General features: G+C 63.6%; 23 protein-coding genes. 12 read left to right on the plus strand and 11 right to left on the minus strand.

The window, feature by feature from the left end:
- Nucleotides 1-92: 92 nt before the first annotated feature.
- Nucleotides 93-1,430 carry an MFS transporter gene (locus NRG23_RS23420; RefSeq protein ID WP_009050988.1) on the minus strand — a complete coding sequence of 446 codons (1,338 nt, stop codon included), beginning with the start codon at nt 1,428-1,430 and terminating at the stop codon, nt 93-95.
- A 649-nt stretch (nt 1,431-2,079) separates the two neighbouring features.
- Between NRG23_RS23420 and quiC the strand changes: the two genes are divergently transcribed.
- Both quiC and NRG23_RS23430 read left to right on the plus strand, forming a co-directional pair.
- On the plus strand, nt 2,080-3,987 hold the full coding sequence (quiC, locus tag NRG23_RS23425) for a 3-dehydroshikimate dehydratase QuiC (RefSeq protein WP_257372378.1): 1,908 nt from the start codon (nt 2,080-2,082) through the stop codon (nt 3,985-3,987).
- Nucleotides 3,988-4,091: 104 nt separating this feature from the next.
- Nucleotides 4,092-4,769 carry a TetR/AcrR family transcriptional regulator gene (locus NRG23_RS23430; protein WP_009050986.1) on the plus strand — a complete coding sequence of 226 codons (678 nt, stop codon included), beginning with the start codon at nt 4,092-4,094 and terminating at the stop codon, nt 4,767-4,769.
- Nucleotides 4,770-4,773: 4 nt separating this feature from the next.
- On the opposite strand, the gene NRG23_RS23435 is transcribed toward NRG23_RS23430, so the two are convergent.
- The gene (locus NRG23_RS23435) at nt 4,774-6,261 is read right to left on the minus strand and encodes a PLP-dependent aminotransferase family protein (protein ID WP_257372381.1); all 1,488 of its coding nucleotides are present in this window, start codon (nt 6,259-6,261) and stop codon (nt 4,774-4,776) included.
- Nucleotides 6,262-6,399: 138 nt separating this feature from the next.
- On the opposite strand from NRG23_RS23435, the gene NRG23_RS23440 reads away from it, so the two are divergent.
- Nucleotides 6,400-7,599 (plus strand): benzoate/H(+) symporter BenE family transporter, encoded by a 1,200-nt coding sequence (locus tag NRG23_RS23440; RefSeq protein WP_016703716.1) that lies wholly within the window; start codon nt 6,400-6,402, stop codon nt 7,597-7,599.
- 98 nt (nt 7,600-7,697) lie between these two features.
- Here the strand turns inward: NRG23_RS23440 and NRG23_RS23445 are convergent, their stop codons facing one another.
- The 4 genes from NRG23_RS23445 to NRG23_RS23460 form a co-directional block, all read right to left on the minus strand.
- On the minus strand, nt 7,698-8,552 hold the full coding sequence (locus tag NRG23_RS23445) for a shikimate dehydrogenase (protein WP_257372382.1): 855 nt from the start codon (nt 8,550-8,552) through the stop codon (nt 7,698-7,700).
- Nucleotides 8,549-8,998: a type II 3-dehydroquinate dehydratase gene (gene aroQ, locus NRG23_RS23450; protein ID WP_016703715.1), complete on the minus strand. Its 450-nt coding sequence runs from the start codon at nt 8,996-8,998 to the stop codon at nt 8,549-8,551. The genes NRG23_RS23445 and aroQ overlap by 4 nt, the downstream gene beginning before the upstream one ends.
- A 343-nt stretch (nt 8,999-9,341) precedes the next feature.
- Nucleotides 9,342-10,421 (minus strand): tRNA (uridine(54)-C5)-methyltransferase TrmA, encoded by a 1,080-nt coding sequence (gene trmA / locus NRG23_RS23455; protein WP_016703714.1) that lies wholly within the window; start codon nt 10,419-10,421, stop codon nt 9,342-9,344.
- A complete protein-coding gene (locus NRG23_RS23460; RefSeq protein ID WP_009050980.1) occupies nt 10,418-11,713 on the minus strand; it encodes an NCS2 family permease in 1,296 nt (431 codons plus the stop codon). The genes trmA and NRG23_RS23460 overlap by 4 nt, the downstream gene beginning before the upstream one ends.
- A gap of 205 nt (nt 11,714-11,918) precedes the next feature.
- Between NRG23_RS23460 and NRG23_RS23465 the strand changes: the two genes are divergently transcribed.
- Together NRG23_RS23465 and NRG23_RS23470 are read left to right on the plus strand one after the other, a co-directional pair.
- Nucleotides 11,919-12,368, plus strand: coding sequence for a DUF4879 domain-containing protein (locus NRG23_RS23465; RefSeq protein ID WP_009050979.1), 450 nt, complete (start codon nt 11,919-11,921; stop codon nt 12,366-12,368).
- Nucleotides 12,369-12,437: 69 nt separating this feature from the next.
- On the plus strand, nt 12,438-12,989 hold the full coding sequence (locus tag NRG23_RS23470; RefSeq protein WP_009050978.1) for a DJ-1 family glyoxalase III: 552 nt from the start codon (nt 12,438-12,440) through the stop codon (nt 12,987-12,989).
- A gap of 3 nt (nt 12,990-12,992) precedes the next feature.
- On the opposite strand, the gene NRG23_RS23475 is transcribed toward NRG23_RS23470, so the two are convergent.
- The 3 genes from NRG23_RS23475 to NRG23_RS23485 form a co-directional block, all read right to left on the minus strand.
- Nucleotides 12,993-13,283, minus strand: coding sequence for a HigA family addiction module antitoxin (locus tag NRG23_RS23475; protein WP_016703712.1), 291 nt, complete (start codon nt 13,281-13,283; stop codon nt 12,993-12,995).
- 15 nt (nt 13,284-13,298) lie between these two features.
- Entirely contained in the window at nt 13,299-13,577 is a 279-nt protein-coding gene (locus NRG23_RS23480; protein ID WP_009050976.1) for a type II toxin-antitoxin system RelE/ParE family toxin, read from the minus strand.
- Between the two features lie 108 nt (nt 13,578-13,685).
- Nucleotides 13,686-14,927 (minus strand): MFS transporter, encoded by a 1,242-nt coding sequence (locus NRG23_RS23485; RefSeq protein ID WP_009050975.1) that lies wholly within the window; start codon nt 14,925-14,927, stop codon nt 13,686-13,688.
- Nucleotides 14,928-15,428: 501 nt separating this feature from the next.
- Between NRG23_RS23485 and NRG23_RS23490 the strand changes: the two genes are divergently transcribed.
- The 3 genes from NRG23_RS23490 (at nt 15,429) to NRG23_RS23500 (ending at nt 18,134) form a co-directional block, all read left to right on the plus strand.
- Nucleotides 15,429-16,865 (plus strand): cytochrome ubiquinol oxidase subunit I, encoded by a 1,437-nt coding sequence (locus NRG23_RS23490; RefSeq protein WP_009050974.1) that lies wholly within the window; start codon nt 15,429-15,431, stop codon nt 16,863-16,865.
- A 3-nt stretch (nt 16,866-16,868) separates the two neighbouring features.
- A complete protein-coding gene (gene cydB / locus NRG23_RS23495; RefSeq protein ID WP_009050973.1) occupies nt 16,869-17,876 on the plus strand; it encodes a cytochrome d ubiquinol oxidase subunit II in 1,008 nt (335 codons plus the stop codon).
- Between the two features lie 90 nt (nt 17,877-17,966).
- Entirely contained in the window at nt 17,967-18,134 is a 168-nt protein-coding gene (locus NRG23_RS23500; RefSeq protein WP_023969448.1) for a DUF2474 domain-containing protein, read from the plus strand.
- A 147-nt stretch (nt 18,135-18,281) separates the two neighbouring features.
- Here NRG23_RS23500 and NRG23_RS23505 read toward each other — a convergent pair whose 3' ends face one another.
- Nucleotides 18,282-19,406, minus strand: coding sequence for a methyltransferase (locus NRG23_RS23505; RefSeq protein WP_257372393.1), 1,125 nt, complete (start codon nt 19,404-19,406; stop codon nt 18,282-18,284).
- A gap of 228 nt (nt 19,407-19,634) precedes the next feature.
- Here NRG23_RS23505 and NRG23_RS23510 point away from each other — a divergent pair, with 228 nt between their 5' ends.
- A complete protein-coding gene (locus NRG23_RS23510) occupies nt 19,635-20,411 on the plus strand; it encodes a ferredoxin--NADP reductase (protein ID WP_016703709.1) in 777 nt (258 codons plus the stop codon).
- Nucleotides 20,412-20,464: 53 nt separating this feature from the next.
- Here the strand turns inward: NRG23_RS23510 and mscL are convergent, their stop codons facing one another.
- A complete protein-coding gene (gene mscL / locus NRG23_RS23515; protein WP_016703708.1) occupies nt 20,465-20,869 on the minus strand; it encodes a large-conductance mechanosensitive channel protein MscL in 405 nt (134 codons plus the stop codon).
- A gap of 286 nt (nt 20,870-21,155) precedes the next feature.
- Here mscL and katB point away from each other — a divergent pair, with 286 nt between their 5' ends.
- The 3 genes from katB (at nt 21,156) to radA (ending at nt 24,846) form a co-directional block, all read left to right on the plus strand.
- Complete coding sequence (gene katB / locus NRG23_RS23520) at nt 21,156-22,697, plus strand: catalase KatB (RefSeq protein ID WP_016703707.1); 1,542 nt, start codon at nt 21,156-21,158, stop codon at nt 22,695-22,697.
- Between the two features lie 187 nt (nt 22,698-22,884).
- Nucleotides 22,885-23,433, plus strand: a complete 549-nt coding sequence (locus tag NRG23_RS23525) for an ankyrin repeat domain-containing protein (protein WP_101283637.1) — start codon at nt 22,885-22,887, stop codon at nt 23,431-23,433.
- Between the two features lie 45 nt (nt 23,434-23,478).
- Nucleotides 23,479-24,846, plus strand: coding sequence for a DNA repair protein RadA (gene radA, locus NRG23_RS23530; protein ID WP_009050968.1), 1,368 nt, complete (start codon nt 23,479-23,481; stop codon nt 24,844-24,846).
- The last annotated feature ends 12 nt before the right edge of the window (nt 24,847-24,858 follow it).

Below are 24,858 nucleotides of genomic sequence, written 5' to 3' on the forward strand. Positions count from 1 at the left end.
GTCAGTTGCCGACGTAGGGCGGCATCGACCGAGAGAAGAGGGCGGCGGGAGAAAAAAAGCAGGCCCGGAACCGGGCCTGCGAGAGGAAAGTGTCAGTCTTCCACTTTCGGAATCTTGCGGGGGGCCATGAAGTACATCCAGGTCAGGGCAATGAAGTACATCGCCGGGATCAGGGTGAACAACACGGTGTAGTTGTTGTTGGTGACGGTCAGGATATGGCCCACCAGCTGGGTCATGAACATGCCGCCGATGGCCGCGCACATGCCGCCGAACCCGAACACCGTGCTCATCATGTGCTTGGGCGTGTAGTCCATCACCAGGCTCCAGATGTTGGCGGTCCAGGCCTGGTGCGCGCCGATGGCCAGGGAGATGGCGAACACCGCCAGCCACAGATTGCTGGCGCCCGCGGCCATGATCACACCGACGATGCAGCAGGCGAACAGCAGCATGGACATCAGGCGCGCCTTGATCGGGTTGACGCCGCGGCCGATCAGGAACGACGAGAGGATGCCACCGCCGACGCTGCCGAAGTCGGCGGTCAGGTAGATGATGATCAGCGGGATACCCATCTGGGTCACGTTGATACCCAGGTTGTACTGCTGGTTGAGGAACGGCGGCAGCCAGTACAGGTAGAACCAGAACACCGGCGCGGTGATCGAGTAGGCCAGGGCGAAGGCCCAGGTGCCGCGCATGCGCAGGATGCGCGAGAAAGGCACGCGGGTCTGTTCCGGTTCGACTTCTTTCTGGATGTACTCAAGCTCGGACTGTTTGACGCTCGGGTGATCTTCCGGGTTGAAGTACTTCAGGCCCCAGAACAGCAGCCAGATACCGCCCAGCGCGGCCATGCACAGGAACGCCGCCTGCCAGCCCCAGGCGTGCAGGATCAACGGCAGCAGCATCGGGGTGAACATGGCGCCTACGTTGGTCCCGGCGTTGAAGATGCCGGTGGCCACCGCGCGTTCGCCGGCCGGGAACCACAGGCGCGTGGTCTTCACGCAGGCCGGGTAGTTGGCGGCCTCGGTCAATCCGAGGATGAAGCGGCAGACCATGAAGCCTGCGGCCGAGGTGGCCAGGCCGTGGGCGCCGGTGGCCAGGCTCCACAGCAGCACGGCGAAGAAGAACACGCGCTTGACGCCGACCCGGTCGATCAACCGTCCTTGCAGGACGAAACCGACGGCGTAGCCGACCTGGAACCAGAAGTTGATGTTGGCGTAGTCCATCGCCGTCCAGCTCATTTCCTTGGCCAGGATCGGCTGCATCACACCCAGGGCGGCGCGGTCGATGTAGTTCAGGGTGGTGGCGAAGAACACCAGGGCGAGCATGCCCCAGCGGGTCTTGCCGACCGCCATGGCGCCGCGGATCTTGTCGCCGATGCCGCCGGAGGCGGTGCCGAGGCTCGGGGCCATGCGGGAGCTTTGAGAAGGAATCATGTATGCCATCCGTTCAATGACTGACGAGGGACAACTCGTCGGGACTCAAGGGCGCGTGATCGATCGTCGGCTGGGCGGCCGGGCCGCGGGTGAACTCGATGATCGATCGGCTGAGTGCTTTGCTCGACGCGCACCGGGCGCGACGATTGAAAGCGGTCGGGTCAGCGTGCAAGCACGGTTCAGCCCAGGGGCCGTAGTGTGTCCGTCTGAAGGCGGCTGTTGGAAGTCTGGCCAGGTGAAAGCCGGAGGACCGGGCAGAGAGGTGTGGCGTTGAGTGCAAGCATGAGGGTGTACCCGATTTTTGAAATTTTTATGGTGTGTTCTGGGTCTTTGGCGATTGAAGCCGGCAGTTCGGTGCCGGCTCAATGTGCTGTCGATGGTGCGCAGTGGACGAAAAGTCGTCAATTCGCCAACGGCCATTTTGTTCGATAATCGCACGAAAAACTAACTGGTTCGTACACTTTGAATTGCTGTCTGTAATGCCCGGCTCAATAATCCGCCCCATCCAATAACAAACGTGCACCTGTAGCCGCTGCCGCAGGCTGCGATCGTCCGCGAAGCGGGCACGGGATCTTCAGTGCGCTGGAGGACCTGCGGCAGCGGCTACAGGCACGGCGCCCGATCTGTGGTCATTACCGGGAGTTGAAACATGCAGCGTTCCATTGCCACCGTCTCCTTGAGCGGTACCCTGCCGGAAAAGCTCGAAGCCATTGCCGCCGCCGGTTTCGACGGCGTGGAGATTTTCGAGAACGACCTGCTCTACTACGACGGCAGCCCCCGGGAAATCCGCCAGATGTGCGCGGACCTGGGCATCGCCATCACCCTGTTCCAACCCTTTCGCGACTTCGAAGGCTGCCGCCGCGACCGCCTGCAACGCAACCTGGAACGTGCCGAGCGCAAGTTCGACCTGATGCAGGAACTGGGCACCGACCTGGTGCTGGTGTGCAGCAATGCCGCCGCCGACAGTGTCGGCGACCGGCAGATCCTGGTGGACGACCTGCGCCTGCTGGCCGAGCGCGCCGGCAGCCGTGGCCTGCGGATCGGCTACGAAGCCCTGGCCTGGGGCCGGCACGTCAATACTTATCAACAGGTCTGGGACATCGTTCGCGAGGCCGACCATCCAAGCCTCGGTGTGCTGCTCGACAGCTTCCACACCCTGTCGCTCAAGGGCGACCCGGCGGCGATCGCCGAGATCCCGGGGGACAAGATCTTCTTCGTGCAGATGGCCGACGCGCCGATCCTGGCCATGGACGTGCTGGAGTGGAGCCGGCATTTTCGCTGCTTCCCGGGGCAGGGCGATTTCGACCTGCCGGGGTTCCTCGCGCCGATCATCAAGAGCGGCTACACCGGGCCTTTGTCCCTGGAGATCTTCAACGACGGTTTCCGCGCCGCGCCACCGCGGGCCAATGCCGCGGACGGCCTGCGTTCGCTGCTGTACCTCGAGGAGAAGACCCGCCAGCGCCTGGCGCAGGAAACCACGCCGGTGGCCAATATCGATACGCTGTTCGCGCCGCCGCCGGCCAGTGAATACGGCGGCACCGAGTTTCTCGAGTTCGCCGTGGACGAAGCGCTGGGCGCCAAGCTCGGCGGCTGGCTGGAACGCCTGGGGTTTGCCAAGGCCGGCCAGCATCGCTCGAAGAACGTCAGCCTGATGCGCCAGGGCGATATCAATCTGATCCTCAACTCCGAACCTTATTCCTTTGCCCACAGCTTCTTCGAAGCCCACGGCCCTTCGGTGTGCGCCACGGCGATCCGGGTCAAGGACAGCGCCAAGGCGCTGGAGCGCGCGGTGGCCTACAAGGGCCAGCCGTACCGCGGGCTGGTGGGCCCCAACGAACTGGAACTGGCCGCCGTGCGCGAGCTGGATGGCAGCCTGATCTACCTGGTGGATCAGGAGCAGGGCGGGAACCTGTACGACACCGATTTCAATATGCTCCCCGGGGTCGTGGCCAAGGGCGGCCTCAAGCGCATCGACCACATGGCCATGGCGCTGCCGGCCGACAACCTCGACAGCTGGGTGCTGTTCTACAAGAGCCTGCTGGATTTCACCGCCGACGACGAAGTGGTGCTGCCCGATCCCTACGGGCTGGTGAAGAGCCGGGCGCTGCGCAGCCGTTGCAGCACCATCCGTCTGCCGCTGAACATTTCCGAGAACCGCAAGACCGCGATCTCCCATGCGCTGTCCAGTTATGGCGGCTCGGGCGTGCATCACATCGCCTTCGATTGCGACGATATCTTTGCCGAAGTCAGCCGGGCCAAGGAGGCGGGTGTGCCGCTGCTGGACATCCCGCTGAACTACTACGACGACCTGGCGGCGCGCTTCGATTTCGACGACGAGTTCCTCAGCGAGCTGGCCTACTACAACGTGCTCTATGACCGCGACGCCCAGGGCGGCGAGCTGTTCCACGTCTACACCGAACCGTTCGAGGGGCGCTTCTTCTTCGAGATCATCCAGCGCAAGAATGGCTATGTCGGTTATGGCGCGGCGAACGTCGCGGTGCGCCTGGCGGCCATGGCCAAGTCGCGCAGTGGCGGGGTGCGACAGGCCAAGTTGTAGGAGTTTCGTAACGGCGGCGGCAAAGGGCCGCCGTCCTGCTTTCCTTCGCTGCGCGACGCGGCCCATAATCGCCCGCGTGTGCAGCGATGGCCGTGAGCCCCAGAATGACAATGACCACAGAACTCTCCGTAGCGCCCGAGCAGTCCGTGAACGAGCCGCGCAAGAGTCGCAAGAACAACCCGGAAAAGACCCGCGAGAACATTCTGCAAGAAGCCATTGTGGAGTTTGTGCAGCAGGGCCTGTCCGGCGCTCGGGTGGATGCCATCGCCGAGCGCATCCACACCTCCAAGCGCATGATCTATTACTACTTCGGCAGCAAGGAACAGCTGTACGTCGAGGTGCTGGAGAAGCTCTACGGCGATATCCGCAGCACCGAGAGCCGCCTGCACCTGGCGGAACTGGCGCCGCGCGATGCGATTCGCCGGCTGGTGGAGTTCACCTTCGATCACCACGACCGCAACGTCGATTTCGTGCGCATCGTCAGCATCGAGAACATCCACAACGCCGAGTACGTGAAGCGCTCCGAGGCGATCAAGGCGATGAACAACACCATCCTCCATGCCCTGGGCGAGATCCTGCAGCGCGGGGTCGACGAGGGCGTGTTCCGCGCCGGCCTGGACGCTCTGGATGTGCACTTGCTGATCAGTTCGTTCTGCTTCTACCGCGTCTCCAACCGCCACACCTTCGGCGAGATCTTCCAGATCGACCTGCCCGACGAGGCGATCAAGCAGCGTCACCGCGAGATGATCTGCGAGTCGGTGCTGCGTTACTTGCAGGCCTGATCGCCTAGAGGGATGAATCCCGTTGCCGGTCGATCAGACGGCACAGGGTTGCAACCGCATCCTGCATCGACTCCGCCCGGGTATTGCCAAAGCCCATCAACAAGCCAGGACGTGGCCGACCCTGGGCGCCAACGAAAAAACCTGACAGCGGCGCGACGCCGATTTTTCGGGCATGGGCGGCGGCAGCGATAGCCTGGTCGTCGAGCCCATCGGGCAGCTCGGCGAGCAGATGCAACCCGGTAGCGCTGCAGGCTACCGTCATACGCTCGCTGCCGGCGTCGTGAATGGCCGCCAGCAAGGCTGCGCGACGTTGTGCATAAACCGCCTGGCTACGCCGGATATGGCTACCGAGGTGGCCATTGCCGATGAACTCCGCCGCCGTCGCCTGGAGTGACAAAGGCACGCGGTGGCCGCTGCCATTGCGCACGTCGCGCAACAGGTCCACCACCGCCTCGGGGGCGACCAGGAACCCCAGGCGCAGGCCTGGCGCCAGCAACTTGCTCAAGGTCCCCACATAGATCACCCGCCCCTGATTGCCGTCCAGGGCCTTGAGCGCCGGTGTTGGCGCGCTGCCGTAGCGAAACTCGCTGTCGTAATCGTCTTCGAGGATGAAGGCATCGGCGTCGTGGGCCCATTGCAGCAAGGCCAGGCGTCGCGCCAGGCTCATGCCGACCCCCAGGGGATACTGGTGCGAAGGCGATACCAGCGCGAGCCTGGCGTCTGGCGCGAGCCGGCGGCCGGCCTGCACATCCAGCCCTTCTTTATCCACGGCAACGCCCACCGCCTGCACGCCAGCCAGCAACACGCTGCGGTAGGCCGCATCGTAGCCGGGGTTCTCGACCCAGACGCGATCCCCCTGGTCGGTGAGCGCCAGTGTCGCAATCGACACCGCCGCTTGGGCGCCGGGGGTAATCACGATGTGACGGGCCTGGCAGACCACCCCGCGTGCCGCGCCCAGGTAAGCCGCCAGGGCTTCGCGTAATGGCAGGAAACCCTGTGGGTCGCCGTAGGACAGGTCGGGAAGTGGCCGGCGTCGCCAGAACCGACCCTCCAGGCGCCCCCACAGGGCATAGGGAAAGGCGTCCAGCGCCGGCAGGCCCGGAGTCAGCGGCCAGGCGGCGGGGACCATGGACATCGAGTCGTTCCCCGTCAACGCCCGGGCCCGGGTGGAACCGATGACGGCCTCTGTCCGGGCGGGCGGCGAGGCCGTTGGTTCGGCGATGCGGGCCATGACAAAGGTGCCCGAACCTGTCCGGGCCTCCAGGAACCCCTCGGCGATCAACTGCCCATAGGCCTCGGTCACGGTCATGCGGGACAGCCCCAGCTGGGCCGCCAGCACACGTGAGGCTGGCAGGCGGATGCCGGCCTTGACGCTGCCATCGGCGATGCCTTTGCGCAGGAACAGCAGCAATTGCTCGCGCAAGGACAAGTGGCCGTCCTTGGCCAGTTGCAGACGGTTCCAGATGGGATAGGCGGTTTTGCGGGTTTTCATCGGGGGGCCTGTGGGTCGTGGGACTGCGCGACAAGCTGGAAAAGTGGTCTGGGATATTGATGGAAAGTGGATATTTTATATAGACCATTACCTGCCGATACTCCCTCGCCTTGCCAACACATCCAGAGGGTTCCTCCGATGAAAACCGCCAGCATCAGAATCGCTGACCTGCTGCATCCGAGCGTTGCCGCGCTGATTTCGGTCATCGTCAATTACGGGGGCACCTTCATTCTGGTTTTCCAGGGGGCCAAGGCGGCCGGGCTGAGCCCCGAGCAGACCGCTTCGTGGATCTGGTCGATCTCGATCGGCGTCGGCCTGACCGGCGCCTGGCTGAGCTATCGCTACCGCGAGCCGATCATTACCGCCTGGTCGACACCGGGCGCGGCCTTCCTGATCGCGGTACTGCCGAGCACGCCTTACCCGGAAATGATCGGCGCCTTCATGTTGTCGGCTGTCGGCTTCGTCGTGCTGGGGATGTCGGGTTATTTCGAGCGGGTGGTGAAGCTGATCCCGCCGGGAATCGCAGCGGGCCTGCTGGCGGGCATTTTGTTGCGCTTCGGGATCGGCGCTTTCGACGGGGCCGGGGTCGATCCGCTGCTGGTGGGCGCGCTGCTGCTCAGCTATGTGCTGCTACGCCGCTTTACCGCGCGTTATGCGATTGTCGGGGTATTGCTGATCGGCATCGTGCTGTTGCTCGGGTTGGGGCAGGTCAGTTTCGCCAGCCTTGAACTCAAGCCGGCCCTGCCGGTGCTGACCTTGCCGGTGTTCTCGCTGAATGCGCTGCTGAGCGTGGCCCTGCCGTTGTTCCTGATCACCCTGACCGGCCAGTACATGCCCGGCATGCTGGTGTTGCGCAACGATGGGTTCAAGACCAGCGCCAATCCGATTCTCACGACGACGGGGCTGGGCTCCTTGTTGATGGCGCCGTTCGGTTCCCATGCATTCAATGTCGCTGCGATTACCGCCGCTATCTGTACGGGCAAGGAGGCGCATGAGGAGCCCGCCAAGCGTTATCTGGCCGGGCTCGCTTGTGGGGTGTTCTACCTGCTGGTGGGGATTTTCGGCAGCACCCTGGCGGCGCTGTTCGTGGTCCTGCCGGCGACCTTTATCACCACCCTGGCGGGCCTGGCCCTGTTGGGTGCGATCGGCGGCAGCCTCGCCACCGCGCTGGTCGAGCCGAGTGGCCGGGAAACCGCCTTGATCACCTTCCTGGCGACCGCTGCCAATATCACCTTGTTCGGTTTGGGCGGCGCGTTCTGGGGCTTGCTGGCGGGGTTGCTGGCGCACGGCGTGATGCACGGCCGGCTGCGGCCAGTCGGTCGTCAGGAACGTGCGTAGTCGCAAGGGGAGGAGTGCAACGAGGTGCCTGACCGTGCGGCAGGCATCGGTCGAGAGCGGAGCCGATCACGGCCCCGCCCTGAGCCGCTCATGCATTGTCAGCCATTCATGCTCTGGAAATGCGCGAGCATGCGCTGGGCATCCGGCGTTATGCCGCTGAACAGCTCGAACGCCTTCACTGCCTGAAACACCGCCATGTTGCCGCCGTCCAGGGTGCGGCAACCGAGGGCGCGGGCATTGCGCAGCAACTCGGTTTCCAGGGGAAAGTAGACGATCTCCGCGACCCATAACCCAGGGCGCAGCAACTCGACCGGCACCGGCATGCCCGGCAGCTTGGCCATGCCCATCGGCGTGGTGTTCACCAGGCCGTCGGCGGCGGCCAGGGTGGCGGGCAGGTCGACGCCGGCCTTGGCCCGGCCGGGGCCGAAATGCTGGTTGAGGTTGTCCGCCAGGCTCTGGGCGCGGGCGCTTTCCACATCGAAGATGCTCAGTTGCTGCACGCCTTCGCTGAGCAGCGCATGGGCCACCGCCGCACCGGCGCCGCCGGCGCCCATCTGCACCACACGCTCCAGGGCTACGCCCTGCAAGCCGCGGCGGAAACCTTCGGCAAAACCCAGGCAATCGGTGTTGTGGCCGACGCGCTTGCCGTCCTTGAGCACCACGGTGTTCACCGCGCCGATGCCGCGGGCTTCCGGCGACAGCTCATCGAGCAGCGGGATGATGCTCTGCTTGCAGGGAAAGGTGATGTTCAACCCGGTGAAGTTCATGCGCTCGGCGGCCAGCAGCAGGTCGGGCAGGGCGTTGCTGTCGAGTTGCAGCTGGTCCAGGTCGATCAGTCGGTACAGGTAGCGCACGCCCTGGGCGTCGCCTTCGTGTTCATGCAGTGCCGGGGTGCGCGAGGCCTGGATGCCGGCGCCGATCAGTCCGGCCAGTACTTTGTTCTGTTGGGTCATGCCTGGGCTCCTTGAAAACGCTGGCTGAAATGCGCCAGTGCCAGGCGATAGCCATGGCTGCCGAAGCCGCACATTACCGCCAGGGCGATGCCCGAGACAAAGGAGTGATGGCGAAACGGTTCGCGGGCGTGGACGTTCGACAGGTGCACTTCGATCACCGGCAGCTCGCTGGCCACCAGGGCATCGCGGATCGCCACCGAGGTGTGGGTCCAGGCCGCCGGGTTGATCAGGATCCCGGCGCAACGGCCACGGGCGCCGTGAATCCAGTCCAGCAGTTCGCCTTCGTGGTTGGTCTGGCGAAACTCCACGGTCAGGCCGAACTCCTCGGCGGCACGCCCGCACAGGGCGGAAATGTCGGCCAGGGTCTCGTGACCGTAAGTAGCGGGTTCGCGGGTGCCAAGCAGGTTCAGGTTCGGGCCGTTGAGCACCAGAACGATAGGGCGCATGAGGGGAATTCTCCGTTGTTATTGTGGGCGCGGCTTGAGCGGCCAGCGGTTGGAGCTAAATTGTACTAACTAGTTAATTTGGTCAATTGCGGCTGGATGGGGGACGGCGGGTCCTGTCATTAAGTGTTCGCTGATCGAACATATTCATGCCGCTGCCAGCAATAAAAGCCGGTACTGCAAGAAGGGCTTGCCACTTGGCCAGGGTTGCCGGAGCTTGCGGAACCGATCTCAATCACCCCAGGCGACGGTTCATCAATAAGAAAGGCGCAGGCGTTGGCATGCTAGGCAGTGGCCACAAAAAAGCCGTCGCAGGGACGGCTTTTTTGTGGTCCGCGACAGGCTATCAACGCCGGGTCAGCAAGACCCCGGATTCCATGTGGTGGGTCCACGGGAACTGGTCGAACATCGCGCAGCGGGTGATGCGGTGGGTGTCGTGCAACTGGGCGATGTTGGCCGCCAGCGTCTCCGGGTTGCACGAGATGTACAGGATGTTGTCGAAGCGCCGGGTCAGCTCGCAGGTGTCCGGGTCCATGCCGGCGCGCGGCGGGTCGACGAACACGCTGCCGAATTCGTAGCTCTTCAGGTCCACGCCCTGCAGGCGGCGGAACGGACGCACTTCGTTCAGCGCCTCGGTCAGCTCTTCGGCGGACAGGCGCACCAGGGTGACGTTCTCCACCGCGTTTTCGCCGAGGTTGCTCAGGGCCGCGTTGACCGAGGTCTTGCTGATCTCGGTGGCCAGCACCTTGCGTACCCGGGTGGCCAGGGGCAGGGTGAAGTTGCCGTTGCCGCAGTACAGCTCCAGCAGGTCGTCCGGGCGATCGCCCAGGGCGTCGTAGGCCCAGTTGAGCATCTTCTGGTTGACCGTGCCGTTAGGCTGGGTGAAGGCGCCTTCCGGCTGGCGGTAGCTGAAGGTGCGCCCGCCGACTTCGAGTTTCTCCACCACGTAATCGTGGCCGATCACTTCGCGCTTGCCCTTGGAGCGGCCGATGACGCTGACGTTCAGCTCGGTCGCCAGCTTGCTTGCCGCGGCGTGCCAGTGTTCGTCCAGCGGGCGGTGATAACACAGGGTGATCATCGCGTCGCCGGCCAGGGTGGTGAGGAACTCGACCTGGAACAGCTTGTGGCTCAAGGCGCTGCTGGCTTGCCAGGCGGCCTTGAGTTGCGGCATCAGCTGATTGATGCGCTGGCTGGCGATCGGGAATTCCTCGATCAGGATCGGCGTGCGTTTGTCTTCCTGGGAAAACATCGCGTAATGACGCTCGCCGGCTTCGCGCCACAGGCGGAACTCCGCGCGCAGGCGGAAGTTCTGCAGCGGCGAGTCGAAGACCTGTGGCTCGGGGGCATCGAACGGCGCCAGCAGTTCACGCAGGCGCGCGACCTTGTCGGCGAGCTGGGTGGCGTAAGCCTGGGAATCGAAAGTCATGCGTTGAACCAACCCAACTTGATCACAAACAGTACCGACAGGATCACCAGCGGCGCGTTCAGCTCACGGGCGCGGCCCGACAGCAGTTTGATCGCGGTCCAGGCAATGAAGCCGAAGGCGATGCCGTTGGCGATGGAGTAGGTGAACGGCATGGCCAGGGCGGTGACTACCACGGGCGCGGCGACGGTGATGTCGTCCCAGTCTATTTCCGCCAGGCCCGAAGTCATCAGCACCGCGACGAACAGCAGCGCAGGCGCGGTGGCGAAGGCCGGCACGCTGGCCGCCAGTGGCGAGAAGAACAGCGCCAGGAGGAACAGGATCGCCACGACGATGGCGGTCAGGCCGGTGCGGCCACCGGCGCTGACGCCGGCTGCGGATTCGATGTAGCTGGTGGTGGTCGAGGTGCCCAGCAGGGAACCGGCCATGGCCGCGGTGCTGTCGGCGATCAGGGCCCGGCCCATTTTCGGCATGTGGCCGTCCTTGCCCATCAGGCCGGCGCGCTTGGCGACGCCGATCAGGGTGCCGGAGTTGTCGAACAGGTCGACGAACAGGAAGGCGAAGATCACGCTGACCAGGCCGATGTCCAGCGCGCCCTTGATGTCCAGTTGCAGGAAGGTCGGGGCCAGCGAAGGCGGCATCGAGGTCACGCCGCCAAACGGGGTGAAGCCCAGGGCGATGGAGACGATGGTCACCGACAGGATGCCGATCAGTACCGCGCCGCGGACCTTCAGGGCTTCCAGGGCGACGATCAGGGCGAAGCCCAGGGTCGCGAGGATCGGTGCCGGTTGCTTCAGATCACCGAGGCCGACCATGGTCGCCGGGTTGCCGACCACGATGCCGGCGTTGTGCAGGGCGATCAGCGCCAGGAACAGGCCGATACCGGCGGCGATCGCCGAGCGCAGCGGCAACGGGATGCTGTTGATGATCCATTCGCGGATCTTGAAGATCGACAGCAGGAAGAACAGCACCGCCGAAATGAACACCGCGCCCAGCGCCACTTGCCAGGTATGGCCCATGTGCAGGACCACGGTGTAGGTGAAGAAGGCGTTCAGGCCCATGCCCGGAGCCAGGGCGATCGGGTAGTTGGCGATCAGGCCCATCACGGTCGAGCCGATGGCGGCGGCCAGGCAGGTGGCGACGAACACCGCACCCTTGTCCATGCCGGTCTCGCCGAGGATGCTCGGGTTGACGAAGAGAATGTAGGCCATGGCCAGGAAGGTCGTGACGCCCGCAAGAATCTCGGTCCGCACGTTGGTGTTGTGTGCCTTGAGTTGAAACAGCCTTTCCAGCATGTCTGCTCCCCGTGGCGCGCTGGGCGCCGTGAATGTATCGACCCAGACAGCAAAGCACAGACCATAAAAAAGCGTCCGGGGATTTTGTGCGGGTCGGAAAAAGCCGCGCATCATACCAGCAGCGTAAGGCTATGGCTGCGATCGTCGGCGATGTTTTGCCCGGGTGGCGACTGGGGCATACTGCGCCGACGTTTTGGGGGGACTTATGCACAGCACGATAAAAGCGATGACCTTGGCGGTAGTGGCCAGCAGCCTGTGGTTGGGGACGGCGCCGGCCATGGCCCGTTCCGCACCGCCCTTGAGCCAGGTGGAAATCCTCAAGGTCGAGTCGTCGTCCTGCGGCCTGGAGGATGTGTCGGACGGGCGCGACAAGACTGCCTGCGATCACCAGGGGCCGAACATCAAGGTGTACGTGCTGGAAATCGGCTACGGCCGCCAGCCCCGCGTGGCGCTGGATGGCTTCGAGGTCAACGGCACGCGCGCGGCGGTCTGCGAAGAAGGCTCGAGCCTGGTGCCGTGTGGCAACTCCGGGATCACCGTCGGCTACATCTATACCTTCGACCTGGCCGGCAAGCAGGAAGGCACCTTCACCTTCAGCAACACCTCGCTGAATGCGCCGGGCAACAGCATGAGCGCGCAGATCTACATCAAGTAACGGCAGCGTCCGAACGCGGAGGGCTTTAAAGCTGACTAAGCTTTAAAGACCCTACCGCGGACACAGCCCATGACCTTTAGAGCCCTGATTCCCCTCGCCGAGGGTGTCGACGACCTGCAAAGCGTGACCCTGATCGATGTGCTGCGCCGCGCTCAAGTCGAAGTGCTGGTGGCCAGTATCGAAGGGCGGCGCATGCTCACCTGCGCCCGCGGCACCCGGATGACCGCCGACGGCATGCTGGTGGATGTGCTGGCCCAGAACTTCGACCTGATCGTGCTGCCCGGTGGCGCGGTTGGCGCGCAGCACCTGGCGGCCCATCAACCGCTGATGCAATTGGTCAAGGACCAGGCCGCCGCCGGGCGCTTGTTCGCCGGCATCGCCGAAGCACCGGCCCTGGCCTTGCAGAGTTACGGGGTGCTGCGCCAGCGGCGCATGACCTGCCTGCCCAGCGCCAGCCATCAGCTGTCGGGCTGCAACTTCGTCGACCAGCCGGTGGTGGTGGATGGCAACTGCATCACCGCGCAAGGCTCGGGGGCGGCCCTGAGTTTCGCCCTGACCCTGGTGGAGCAACTGTGCGGCAGGGGCCGGCGGACGGTGGTGGAGGGGGAGTTGCTGGTTTAGCGATCAGCAGACATGAGCGGCAATGGGCTCGATGCGCGGTAACAAGGCTTGTTCGGTCTGCCAGATATCGTAGTCCGCCTGTACCGCCAGCCAGACCTTGGCTTTACCTATTCCGGCGCGTTCCAGCCTTACCGCCAGTTCCGGCCGGATCGGCGCGTGACCGTTCAGCACCTTGGAGAGATGGGGGCGGGCGTAGCCAAGATGCCTGGCCAGTTCCGTCACGCTGACTCCCAACTCGGGCAATACGTCCACACGCAGTGTTTCACCGGGATGTGGCGGGTTGTGCATGGGCATGATCCTGCCTCCTGTTCAGTGGTAATCCAGATAGTCGACCAGCTCGATATCCGAACCCGTAAAACGAAAAATCACTCGCCAATTGCCCGATACGGTCAGTGACCAGTATTCGCGACGCTCGCCCTTGAGCGGATGCAACCGCCATCCCGGGAGGTCGAGGTCGTCAGGCTCTGTCGCGTGATCCATGAAAGGCAGCATGCGCGCCAGGCGCCTCGCATGATCGGCTCGGATCCCTCGAGTCGATCCCGTTTCATAGAAGGCCTTGAGGCCTTTGTGCTGAAAGGATTTGATCATGCGGCGAGTGTAAGGCGATACCTTACACTCTTCCCATCGGATATGTATTGCAGCGCGTGAATCGGACGATCAACGGCGACGTCCTGTGAGCTTCCTGCCTGTCTCGAATCAGGCCTTGGCTTCTTCTTCCGCCGGCGCATGCATGCGATCGCGATGGGCCAGGGTCGGGAACAGTTTTATCCACACCCCGGTCACCAGCAGGGTGCCGACTCCGCCGAGGACCACCGCCGGCACGGTGCCGAACCAGTGGGCGGTGAGCCCGGACTCGAACTCGCCGAGCTGGTTGGAGGCGCCGATGAACAGGCCGTTCACGGCGCTGACCCGGCCACGCATTTCGTCCGGGGTTTCCAGCTGTACGAAGGAGGCGCGGATCACCATGCTGATCATGTCCGCCGCGCCCAGCACCACCAGCACCGCAAGCGAGAACCAGAACGAGGTCGACAGGCCGAAGGCGATGGTGGCAACGCCGAACACACCGACCGCGGTGAACATCACTCGCCCGACATGGCGGTCGACGGCAAAGCGCGCCAGCCACAGCGACATCAGCAAGGCCCCCACCGCCGGCGCCGAGCGCAGCAGGCCCAGGCCCCAGGCGCCGGTGAGCAGGATGTCCTTGGCGAACACCGGCAGCAGCGCGGTGGCGCCGCCCAGCAGCACGGCGAACAGGTCCAGGGAAATCGCCCCGAGGATATCCGGGCGGCTGCGAATGAAGCGCACCCCGGCGAGCAACGAATCCAGGGTGGCCTTGCCCTTGTTCAGCGGCGTCTGCCGCGCGGGCAGGTTGAGCATCAGGCAGCAGGCGATCACATACAGCAGCACGGTCGGGCCATAGACCCACACGCTGCCAAAGGCGTAGAGCAGCCCGCCGAGGGCCGGCGCGACGATGGTCGCCGATTGCTGGGCGGACTGCGCGGCCGCCACGGCGCGGGGGAACAGCGCGCTGGGCACGATGCTCGGCAGCAGCGCCTGGGTGGTCGGCATCTCGAAGGAACGGGCGGCGCCGAGCAGGAAGGCGAGGATGAAGATCATCTCGCGGGTGACATGGTGGGTGGCGCTGCCGATGGCCAGGGACAGGGCGATCAGCGCCTGTAGCGACTGGCAGATGGCCGCCACCTTGCGCCGGTCATAGCGGTCGGCCACATGCCCGGTGTGCAGCATGAACAGCACCCGCGGCGCGAACTCCACCAGCCCGACCAGGCCCAGGTCGAGCACGTTGCCGGTCAGTTGGTAGAGGTTCCAGCCAATGGCCACGGTGAGCATCTGGAAGCCGCTGGCGGTGAAGATCCGCGCCAGCCAGAAGGCAATGAACGGACGGTGATGGCGAAGCAGCAGAGGGTCTTGGCTGGGCATCTGAAAGGCAGGTCTGAGCGTGGAGTAGGGCGAGGTTATCACCAAGATGTAACCAATAGTTGCAGAATCGTTAGCCCCGCATCTATCCCGTTTATTCGAAATAGCCCAATCCCTGTAGCCGCTGCCGCAGGCTGCGATAAGGGCCGAAGGACCTTCTACGGCGCAGAAATCGCCATGACCGTCTCGACCGATCGCAGTCTTCGGCAGCGGCTACAGGGAGAGCAAAACTTCGGAGAAAGCCCGTTCTTGACGTGGTGAGGCAACCTGTCACGCGACAAAAGACCACACAAACCGATGGCGAAAATAGGACTACTCTTTCAGCGTTGATTGATCCAGATCAAAACCTTTTCCAAGGTTAGGTCTGGCGGCCAGATGGCCAGACTCCCTGCGTTGCGATGGGTTTAAAAAGAACGAATTCGAATTCGCCACACTCCAGATCCGTGGGGGCAGTGGGTGCAGGCCTCCAGCCGGCAGCCGGTATTACCTGACAGAGGAAAGCTTATGTTCGGTTTGGAGGCACTAGATCTCGCCCGAATTCAGTTCGCGTTCACCATCTCGTTCCACATCCTGTTCCCCGCCATCACCATTGGTCTGGCGAGCTACCTGGCGGTGCTCGAAGGTTTGTGGCTCAAGACCCGCGACGATACCTACCGTGACCTGTACCACTTCTGGTCGAAGATCTTCGCCGTCAACTTCGGCATGGGGGTGGTCTCGGGCCTGGTCATGGCCTACCAGTTCGGCACCAACTGGAGCCGCTTCTCCGACTTTGCCGGTTCCGTTACCGGGCCGCTGCTGACCTATGAAGTGCTCACGGCCTTCTTCCTCGAAGCCGGCTTCCTCGGCGTGATGCTGTTCGGCTGGAACCGGGTCGGGCGCAAGCTGCACTTCTTCGCCACCGTGATGGTGGCCATCGGTACGCTGATCTCGACCTTCTGGATTCTCTCGTCCAACAGCTGGATGCAGACCCCGCAAGGCTACGAAATCATCGACGGCCGAGTGATTCCGGTGGACTGGCTGGCGGTGGTGTTCAACCCGTCGTTCCCGTACCGCCTGGCGCACATGGCCACGGCCGCCTTTGTCGCCACCGCGTTCTTCGTCGGTTCGTCCGCTGCCTGGCACCTGCTGCGCGGCCGCGATAACCCGGCAATCCGCCGCATGCTGTCGATGGCGATGTGGATGGCCCTGATCGTCGCGCCGATCCAGGCCGTGATCGGCGACTTCCACGGCCTCAACACCCTCAAGCACCAGCCGGCGAAAATCGCCGCGATCGAAGGTCACTGGGAAAACGTCGGTAACGAACCGACCCCGCTGATCCTGTTCGGCTGGCCGGACATGAAGGAAGAAAAGACCAAGTTCGCCGTCGAGATCCCGTATCTGGGCAGCATCATCCTCACTCACTCGCTGGACAAGCAGGTGCCGGCGCTCAAGGAATTCCCACCGGAAGACCGGCCGAATTCGACCATTGTGTTCTGGTCGTTCCGGATCATGGTCGGCCTGGGCATGCTGATGATCCTCACCGGCCTGTGGAGCCTGTGGCTGCGCAAGCGTGACCGCATCTACCAGAACCGCGCGTTCCTGTACCTGGCGTTGTGGATGGGCCCATCCGGCCTGATCGCGATCCTCGCCGGCTGGTTCACCACCGAGATCGGCCGTCAGCCGTGGGTGGTCTATGGGCTGATGCGTACTGCGGACGCTTCGTCCGGGCACAGCCTGATGCAGATGAGCATCACCCTGGCGCTGTTTGTCGTGGTGTATTTCTCGCTGTTCGGGGTCGGTATCGGCTACATGATGCGCCTGGTGCGCAAGGGGCCGAAGACCAATGAAGGCGCGGAAGTCAGCCACGGTGGTCCTGGCCAGAAACGCACACCGGCTCGTCCGCTGTCGGCCGCCGACGACGATGCCGAAGACAACGGCACCAGCCTGAACAAGGGGAATTGAGTCATGGGTATTGATCTTCCGCTGATCTGGGCCGTGATCATCATCTTCGGCATCATGATGTACGTGGTCATGGACGGGTTCGACCTGGGCATCGGGATTCTCTTCCCGTTCGTCAAGGACTCCCGCGACCGTGACGTGATGATGAACACCGTCGCCCCGGTCTGGGACGGTAACGAAACCTGGCTGGTCCTGGGCGGTGCCGCGTTGTTCGGCGCCTTCCCTCTGGCCTATTCGGTGGTGCTCTCGGCGCTGTACATGCCGCTGATCCTGATGCTCATCGGCCTGATCTTCCGCGGCGTGGCCTTCGAGTTCCGCTTCAAGGCCAAGGAAGCCAAGCGCCACATCTGGGACAAGGCGTTCATCGGCGGCTCGCTGGCGGCAACCTTCTTCCAGGGCCTGGCGCTGGGTGCCTTCATCGACGGCCTGCCGGTGGTCGACCGCCAGTACGCCGGCGGTTCGCTGGACTGGTTCACGCCGTTCACCCTGTTCTGCGGCGTCGCGCTGGTGGTGGCCTATGCCTTGCTCGGCTGCACCTGGCTGATCATGAAGACCGAAGGCAAGCTGCAGGAGCAGATGCATGACCTGGCGCGGCCGCTGGCCTTCGTGCTGCTGGCGGTGATCGGTGTCGTCAGTATCTGGACGCCGCTGGCCCACCCGGAAATCGCTTCGCGCTGGTTCACCCTGCCGAACCTGTTCTGGTTCCTGCCGGTGCCGATCCTGGTGCTGGTGACCATGTACGGCCTGCTGCGCGCCGTGGCCCGCAATGCTCACTACACGCCGTTCCTGCTGACCCTGGTGCTGATCTTCCTCGGCTACAGTGGCCTGGGCATCAGCCTGTGGCCGAACATCGTGCCGCCGTCGATCTCGATCTGGGACGCCGCCGCGCCGCCGCAAAGCCAGGGCTTCATGCTGGTGGGCACGCTGTTCATCATCCCGTTCATCCTGGGTTACACCTTCTGGAGCTACTACGTGTTCCGCGGCAAGGTCACCCACGAAGACGGCTACCACTAGTCAATGCGCCGCTCCCTGTGCGGGAGCGGACGTGCTCGCGATGGCGCCCGAGCGACGCCATCGTCTCCATTCCGAGAGGAGTATTCGATGATGGCTGGCAAACCCACGTTGCAGGAAATCGAAGAAGCCGAGAAGAAACCGCTCTGGCAGCGCCTGGGCTGGCTCGCCGGGATTTGGGTCGGCAGCGTGCTGGCGCTGTTTATCGTCGCCAGCCTGATGCGCATGTTCATGAACGCCGCGGGCCTGACCACGCACTGATTTTCACCACCGCTCATCCCATCCCGTTGCCTTGCGGCACGGTTTTATAACCCTCCTCTGGAGGGTTTTTTTTGCCTGGGGTTTTATGAGAAAAGGGGCTGGCGATGGCCGTGCAGTCGACCGCGAATGGGTCGGCTGCCGGGGGGATTATTTGCGCGCCTTGAGGATCACGAACTTGGGCGTGGCGGCCACTTGCTCGACGCCACGGAACAGCCGCGCCAGCTTGCTGTGATAGCCCAGGTGACGGTTGCCGACGATGTACAGCGCGCCGCCGACCACCAGGGCCTCGCGGGCCTGCTGGAACATGCGCCAGGCGAGGAAATCGCCGACCACTTGCTGCTGATGGAAGGGCGGGTTGCACAGCACCACGTCCAGCGACTGCGGCTCCTGGCCGGCCAGGCCGTCGCCGGCGCGCACGGTCACTTCGCGCTGGCCCAGGGTTGCGCGCCAGTTCTCCAAAGCTGATTGCACGGCCATGAAGGACTCGTCCACCAGGGTGTAGTGGGCGTCTGGGTTGTGCAGGGCGCTGGCGATGGCCAGCACGCCGTTGCCGCACCCCAGGTCCGCGACCCGGGCCTTGCCGAGGTTTTTCGGCAGGTGCGGGAGGAAGGCGCGGGTGCCGATATCCAGGCCTTCGCGGCAGAACACATTGGCGTGGTTGAGCAGCTCGATGGCGGGCTCGTCGAGCTTGTAGCGGGTCGGGTAGGGCGAGGCCGCCGGGGTTTTCGCCTCCGGCGTGGCGATCAGCAAACGGGCTTTCTTCACCGCCAGCGAGGCCTGTACCGGGCCGATATAGCGCTCCAGCAGATCGCCGGCGGCCCGTGGCAGGTGCTTGACCATCGCCGCCGCCACCACCTGGGCGCCCGGAGCCAGTTGGCCTTGCAGGCGGATCAACTGTTCTTCCAGCAGGGCCAGGGTCTTGGGCACGTGGATCAGAACGCGGTCGAATGGCCCGGTCAACGGCTCGCTGGCCGGCACCACCGTGACGGCGTCGAATGGCAGGCCATTGCGCACCAGGTTTTTCTCCAGCGCCAGCGCGCCGAGAAACGAGTCGCCGCTGCTGCGCACCTGCACGCGCCCGACCAGGCTGGCCGCCAGCGCGCCGAAGCTGTCGTTGAGGACCAGCACCCGGGTGTCCGCCGTCGGCTGCTGTTCGGCCAGGTGATTGAGCAGGTACTCGTCCGCCGCGTCGAAAGCTTGCAGGGGCTCGTTCTGTTGTTCGGGCTGGCGGATCAGGTCGAGCTGGGCGAAGGGGCTTTCGAGCAGGGGCATGGGGCGGACTCTTGGTAATCGGTGAATGTCCTGCCGGCGGGAGGGGCGCGATGCGGGCTGGACCGTTCGGGCAGGTGGCGCGCAGGCCGCGTGGCAGCTGCCCGAAGAGGGGGCCAATGGTACTTTTTTTTGCGCTCGATTGCCCGCGCTCTATGCCATTACAAACCACCGGTGTTTCTGTCGCGCGCTTTGCGGGACACTAAGGGCATTCGCTTATTGGAGCCTGCCATGACTGCCAGTGCAGAAAAATACACGCGCCAGACCTTGCTCGACGTCCAGCCCCTGACTCCCAGCCTGTTTACCCTGCGCACCACGCGGGACGCGGGTTTTCGCTTTCGCGCCGGGCAATTCGCCCGCCTGGGGGTGACCAAGGCCGACGGCAGCACGGTGTGGCGGGCGTACTCCATGGTGTCTTCGCCTTTTGATGAGTTTCTCGAGTTCTTCTCCATCGTCGTGCCCGGCGGCGAGTTCACCAGTGAGCTGAGTCGGCTGGGGGAGGGCGATACCCTGATGGTGGACCGGCAGGCGTTCGGTTATCTGACCCTCGACCGTTTCGTCGATGGCCGCGACCTCTGGCTGCTGTCCACCGGCACCGGGATCGCGCCTTTTGTTTCGATCCTCCAGGACTTCGAAGTCTGGGAGAAATTCGAGCGGATCATCCTGGTCTACAGCGTGCGCGAGGCCAAGGAGCTGGCTTATCAGCAATTGCTGGCCGAGCTGAAGCAGCGCGATTATCTGGCGGAAGTTGCCCACAAGCTGCAAGTCATCACCACGGTGACCCGGGAACAGCATCCGGGCAGCCTCAATGGGCGGATCACCCATTTGATCGAAAACGGTGAGCTGGAGCGCGTCGCCGGTGTGCCGCTGAGCGCCGAGCACTCGCGAGTGATGCTCTGCGGCAACCCGCAGATGATCGACGACACCCGCGCCCTGCTCAAACAGCGCGACATGCACCTGAGCCTGACCCGGCGGCCCGGGCAGGTGGCGGTGGAAAACTACTGGTAAAAAAATGGCGCCGCCTGACTTGCAGGGGGCGCCGTTTTGTTGCGGCACAAGCCTCAGGGCTTGTTGTTCTGCGCCTTGAGCAGGTCGCGGATCTCGCCCAGCAGCGTTTCTTCCTTGGTAGGAGCGGCCGGTGCCACGGCTTCTTCACGCTTCAGGCGGTTGATCACTTTCACGCCCATGAAGATGGCGAAGGCAACGATGATGAAGTCGATCAGGCTCTGGATGAACTTGCCGTAGGCCAGCACCACGGCCGGTGTCTCGCCGACGGCGTCCTTGAGCGTGATCGCCAGATCACTGAAGTCCACCCCACCGATCAGCAAGCCGATTGGCGGCATCACCACATCGCCAACAAACGACGAGACGATCTTGCCGAATGCGGCGCCGATGATAATACCGACGGCCATGTCGACCACATTACCTTTGACCGCGAAGGCCTTGAACTCACTTAGCACGCCCATAGGTTATTCCTTGTTACAGATGAGGTTGGTGAACGCAGTGTAATTCAGCAAAAGGCATCTTGCTTGCAACAACTGCTTACAGCGTTCGGAGTTATCGACCGGGTTAACGGCAAATAGTTTACAAAGTGCCATCAATCGCGCGCGAAATACTCGCGCTTGCTCTTTCATACCAGAATATTTTTTCAATCAGACTGTTGCGACCTTTCTATTTAGATTTCGACTCTTTGGTCACTAGCCTCTGACAGGCGCACCTGGATGCGTTTGATTAAAACCAGAGGAATAAAACATGACCATGATCATTGGCCTTGGGAGTTTTTCCCAACGACGCATAGTGGGCGTACTCGCCGCCAGTATGCTTTCTCTTTCCGTACAGGCCGCTACTTTGACCCGGGATAACGGGGCCGCGGTGGGCGATAACCAGAACTCGCAGACTGCGGGCGCTACCGGGCCGGTATTGCTGCAGGATGTGCAGTTGATCCAGAAGCTCCAGCGCTTCGATCGCGAGCGCATTCCAGAGCGGGTGGTGCATGCCCGTGGCACCGGTGCCCATGGTTCCTTCACCGTGACCGACAGCCTGAGCGACCTGACCAAGGCCAAGGTATTCGCCGCCGGACAGGTCACGCCGGTATTCGTGCGTTTTTCCGCGGTAGTGCACGGCAATCATTCGCCGGAAACCCTGCGTGACCCGCGCGGTTTTGCCACCAAGTTCTACACCGCCGACGGCAACTGGGATCTGGTCGGCAACAACTTCCCGACTTTCTTTATTCGCGACGCAATCAAATTCCCGGACATGGTTCATGCGTTCAAACCTGATCCACGGACCAACCTGGATGACGATTCCCGGCGCTTCGATTTCTTCTCCCATGTTCCGGAAGCCACCCGGACCCTGACCGAGCTGTATTCCAATTCCGGTACTCCGGCCAGTTACCGGGAAATGGACGGTAATGGCGTGCACGCCTACAAGTTGATCAATGCCAAGGGCGAAGTGCATTACGTGAAGTTTCACTGGAAGAGTTTGCAGGGCATCAACAACCTCGATCCCAAACAAGTGGTCGAGGTGCAGGGGCGTGATTACAGCCATATGACCAATGACCTGGTCACGCATATCAACAAGGGCGATTTCCCGAAATGGGACCTGTATGTCCAGGTCCTGAAGCCGGAAGACCTGGCCAAGTTCGATTTCGACCCGCTGGATGCCACCAAGATCTGGCCGGGCGTGCCTGAGCGCAAGGTCGGGCAGATGGTGCTCAACCGCAACCCGGCCAACGTGTTCCAGGAAACCGAACAGGTGGCCATGGCCCCGGCCAACCTGGTGCCGGGCATCGAGCCGTCGGAAGACCGCCTGCTGCAAGGCCGGGTGTTCTCCTATGCCGATACCCAGCTGTACCGCCTGGGCGCCAACGCCCTGCAATTGCCGATCAACGCGCCGAAAGTCGCGGTGAACAACGGCAACCAGGATGGCGCGATGAACAGTGGCAGCACCAGCACCGGTGTGAATTACCAGCCGAGCCGCCTGATGCCGCGCGAAGAGCCGCAAAGCGCGCGTTACAGCCAGTTGGCGCTGAGTGGCAGCACCCAGCAGGCGAAGATCCAGCGCGAGCAGAACTTCAAGCAGGCCGGCGATCTGTATCGCTCGTTGAGCCAGAAAGAGCGCCAGGACCTGATCGAGAACTTCGGCGGTTCCCTGGCGACCACCGATGACGAGAGCAAGCACATCATGCTGTCGTTCCTCTACAAGGCCGATCCCGAGTACGGCACTGGCGTGACCAAGGTGGCCAAGGGCGACCTGGCCCGGGTCAAGGCCCTGGCCGCCAAGCTGTCGGATTAACCTCAACCAGCGTCACGCCCCGGCGTGACGCTTCCTTTTTGTAGGAGCGAGGCTTGCCCGCGATGGGCCGCGCAGCGGCCCCAATACCGGTGACTGCGTTCTCCCTGACGAACGTATTTACCCGGGCCGAAGTCATCGCGGGCAAGCCTCGCTCCTACAGGTTTTTGCAAGGCAAGGGAGTCGCACCATGCGCTTGTTCATTTCGCTGCTGCTGGCCGCCTGCTCGCTGGGCGCTTATGCGCAGCAACCGGTGCCCACGGACCCGGCGGCGGTCAAGGCCCAGTTACAGAATTACTACTTCGATGCGGCCCGTCGTGGCGACGTCGAGATGCTCAATACCTTTATCGAGGCCGGTTATTCCCTCGATACCCAGGACGAGAAGGGCTACACCGCCCTGATCCTTGCGGCGTATCACGGCCAGGGACCGGCGGTGGAGCGTTTGCTGGCCGCCGGTGCCGATGCCTGCGCCCAGGATAAAAGAGGCAGCACGGCGCTGATGGGCGCCATTTTCAAGGGCGAAGTGAAGATCGCCCGGCGCCTGCTGGCCACCGACTGCAACCCTGACCAGCGCAACGGCGCTGGCCAGACCGCAGCCATGTACGCCGGGCTGTTCAAGCGGGTGGAGCTGCTCGATGCCCTGGCGACCAAGGGCGCCGACCTGAATGCCGAAGATCCGCTGGGCAACAGCGCCGCGCGTCTGGCCGACGGTGAAATCCACACGGCCGCGCCGCGCTGATCCGCTCCAGCTGAGCTATCATCGCGGTTTTTGCCGGGGGATCAGATGGCCAAGGCCAAGCGCATGTACGGCTGCACCGAGTGCGGCGCAACCTTTCCCAAATGGGCCGGCCAGTGCGGCGAATGCGGAGCCTGGAACACCCTGACCGAAACCATGGTGGAAAGCGGTGGCGCCGCGGCCCCCAGCGGTCGCACCGGCTGGGCCGGGCAGCAGGCGCAGATCAAGACCCTGGCCGAGGTCAGCGTCGAAGAGATTCCACGCTTTTCCACGGCTTCCGGCGAACTGGACCGGGTGCTCGGCGGCGGTCTGGTCGACGGTTCGGTGGTGCTGATTGGCGGCGACCCGGGGATCGGCAAGTCGACCATTCTGTTACAGACCTTGTGCAACATCGCCACCCGCATGCCGGCGCTCTACGTCACAGGCGAAGAATCGCAGCAACAGGTGGCGATGCGTGCCCGGCGCCTGGGCCTGCCCCAGGACCAGCTACGGGTGATGACCGAAACCTGTATCGAAACCATCATCGCCACGGCCCGGCAGGAGAAGCCCAAGGTCATGGTGATCGACTCGATCCAGACCATCTTCACCGAGCAACTGCAATCGGCCCCCGGCGGGGTTTCCCAGGTGCGCGAAAGCGCGGCGCTGCTGGTGCGCTATGCCAAGCAGAGCGGCACGGCGATCTTCCTGGTGGGCCACGTGACCAAGGAGGGCGCGCTGGCCGGGCCGCGGGTCCTCGAGCACATGGTCGACACCGTGCTGTATTTCGAAGGTGAGTCCGACGGCCGCCTGCGCTTGCTGCGGGCGGTGAAGAACCGCTTCGGCGCGGTCAACGAGCTGGGCGTGTTCGGCATGACCGATCGCGGCTTGAAAGAGGTTTCCAACCCGTCGGCGATCTTTCTCACCCGTGCCCAGGAAGAAGTCCCGGGCAGCGTGGTCATGGCCACCTGGGAAGGCACCCGGCCGATGCTGGTGGAAGTCCAGGCGCTGGTGGATGACAGCCACCTGGCCAATCCGCGGCGGGTCACCCTGGGCCTGGACCAGAACCGCCTGGCGATGCTGCTGGCGGTGCTGCATCGCCACGGCGGCATTCCGACCCACGATCAGGACGTGTTCCTCAACGTGGTCGGCGGGGTCAAGGTGCTGGAAACCGCGTCCGACCTGGCGTTGATGGCGGCGGTGATGTCCAGCCTGCGCAACCGGCCCTTGCCCCACGATCTGCTGGTGTTCGGCGAAGTCGGCCTGTCCGGCGAAGTACGCCCGGTGCCGAGCGGCCAGGAGCGCCTCAAGGAGGCGGCCAAGCACGGTTTCAAACGGGCCATCGTGCCCAAGGGCAATGCCCCGAAAGAGCCGCCACAGGGCTTGCGGATCATTGCGGTAACCCGTCTGGAGCAGGCGCTGGATGCGCTGTTCGAATGACCCCTTGTGCCA

This window comes from Pseudomonas sp. T8, from assembly GCF_024610635.1.
Taxonomy (GTDB): domain Bacteria; phylum Pseudomonadota; class Gammaproteobacteria; order Pseudomonadales; family Pseudomonadaceae; genus Aquipseudomonas; species Aquipseudomonas chlororaphis_I.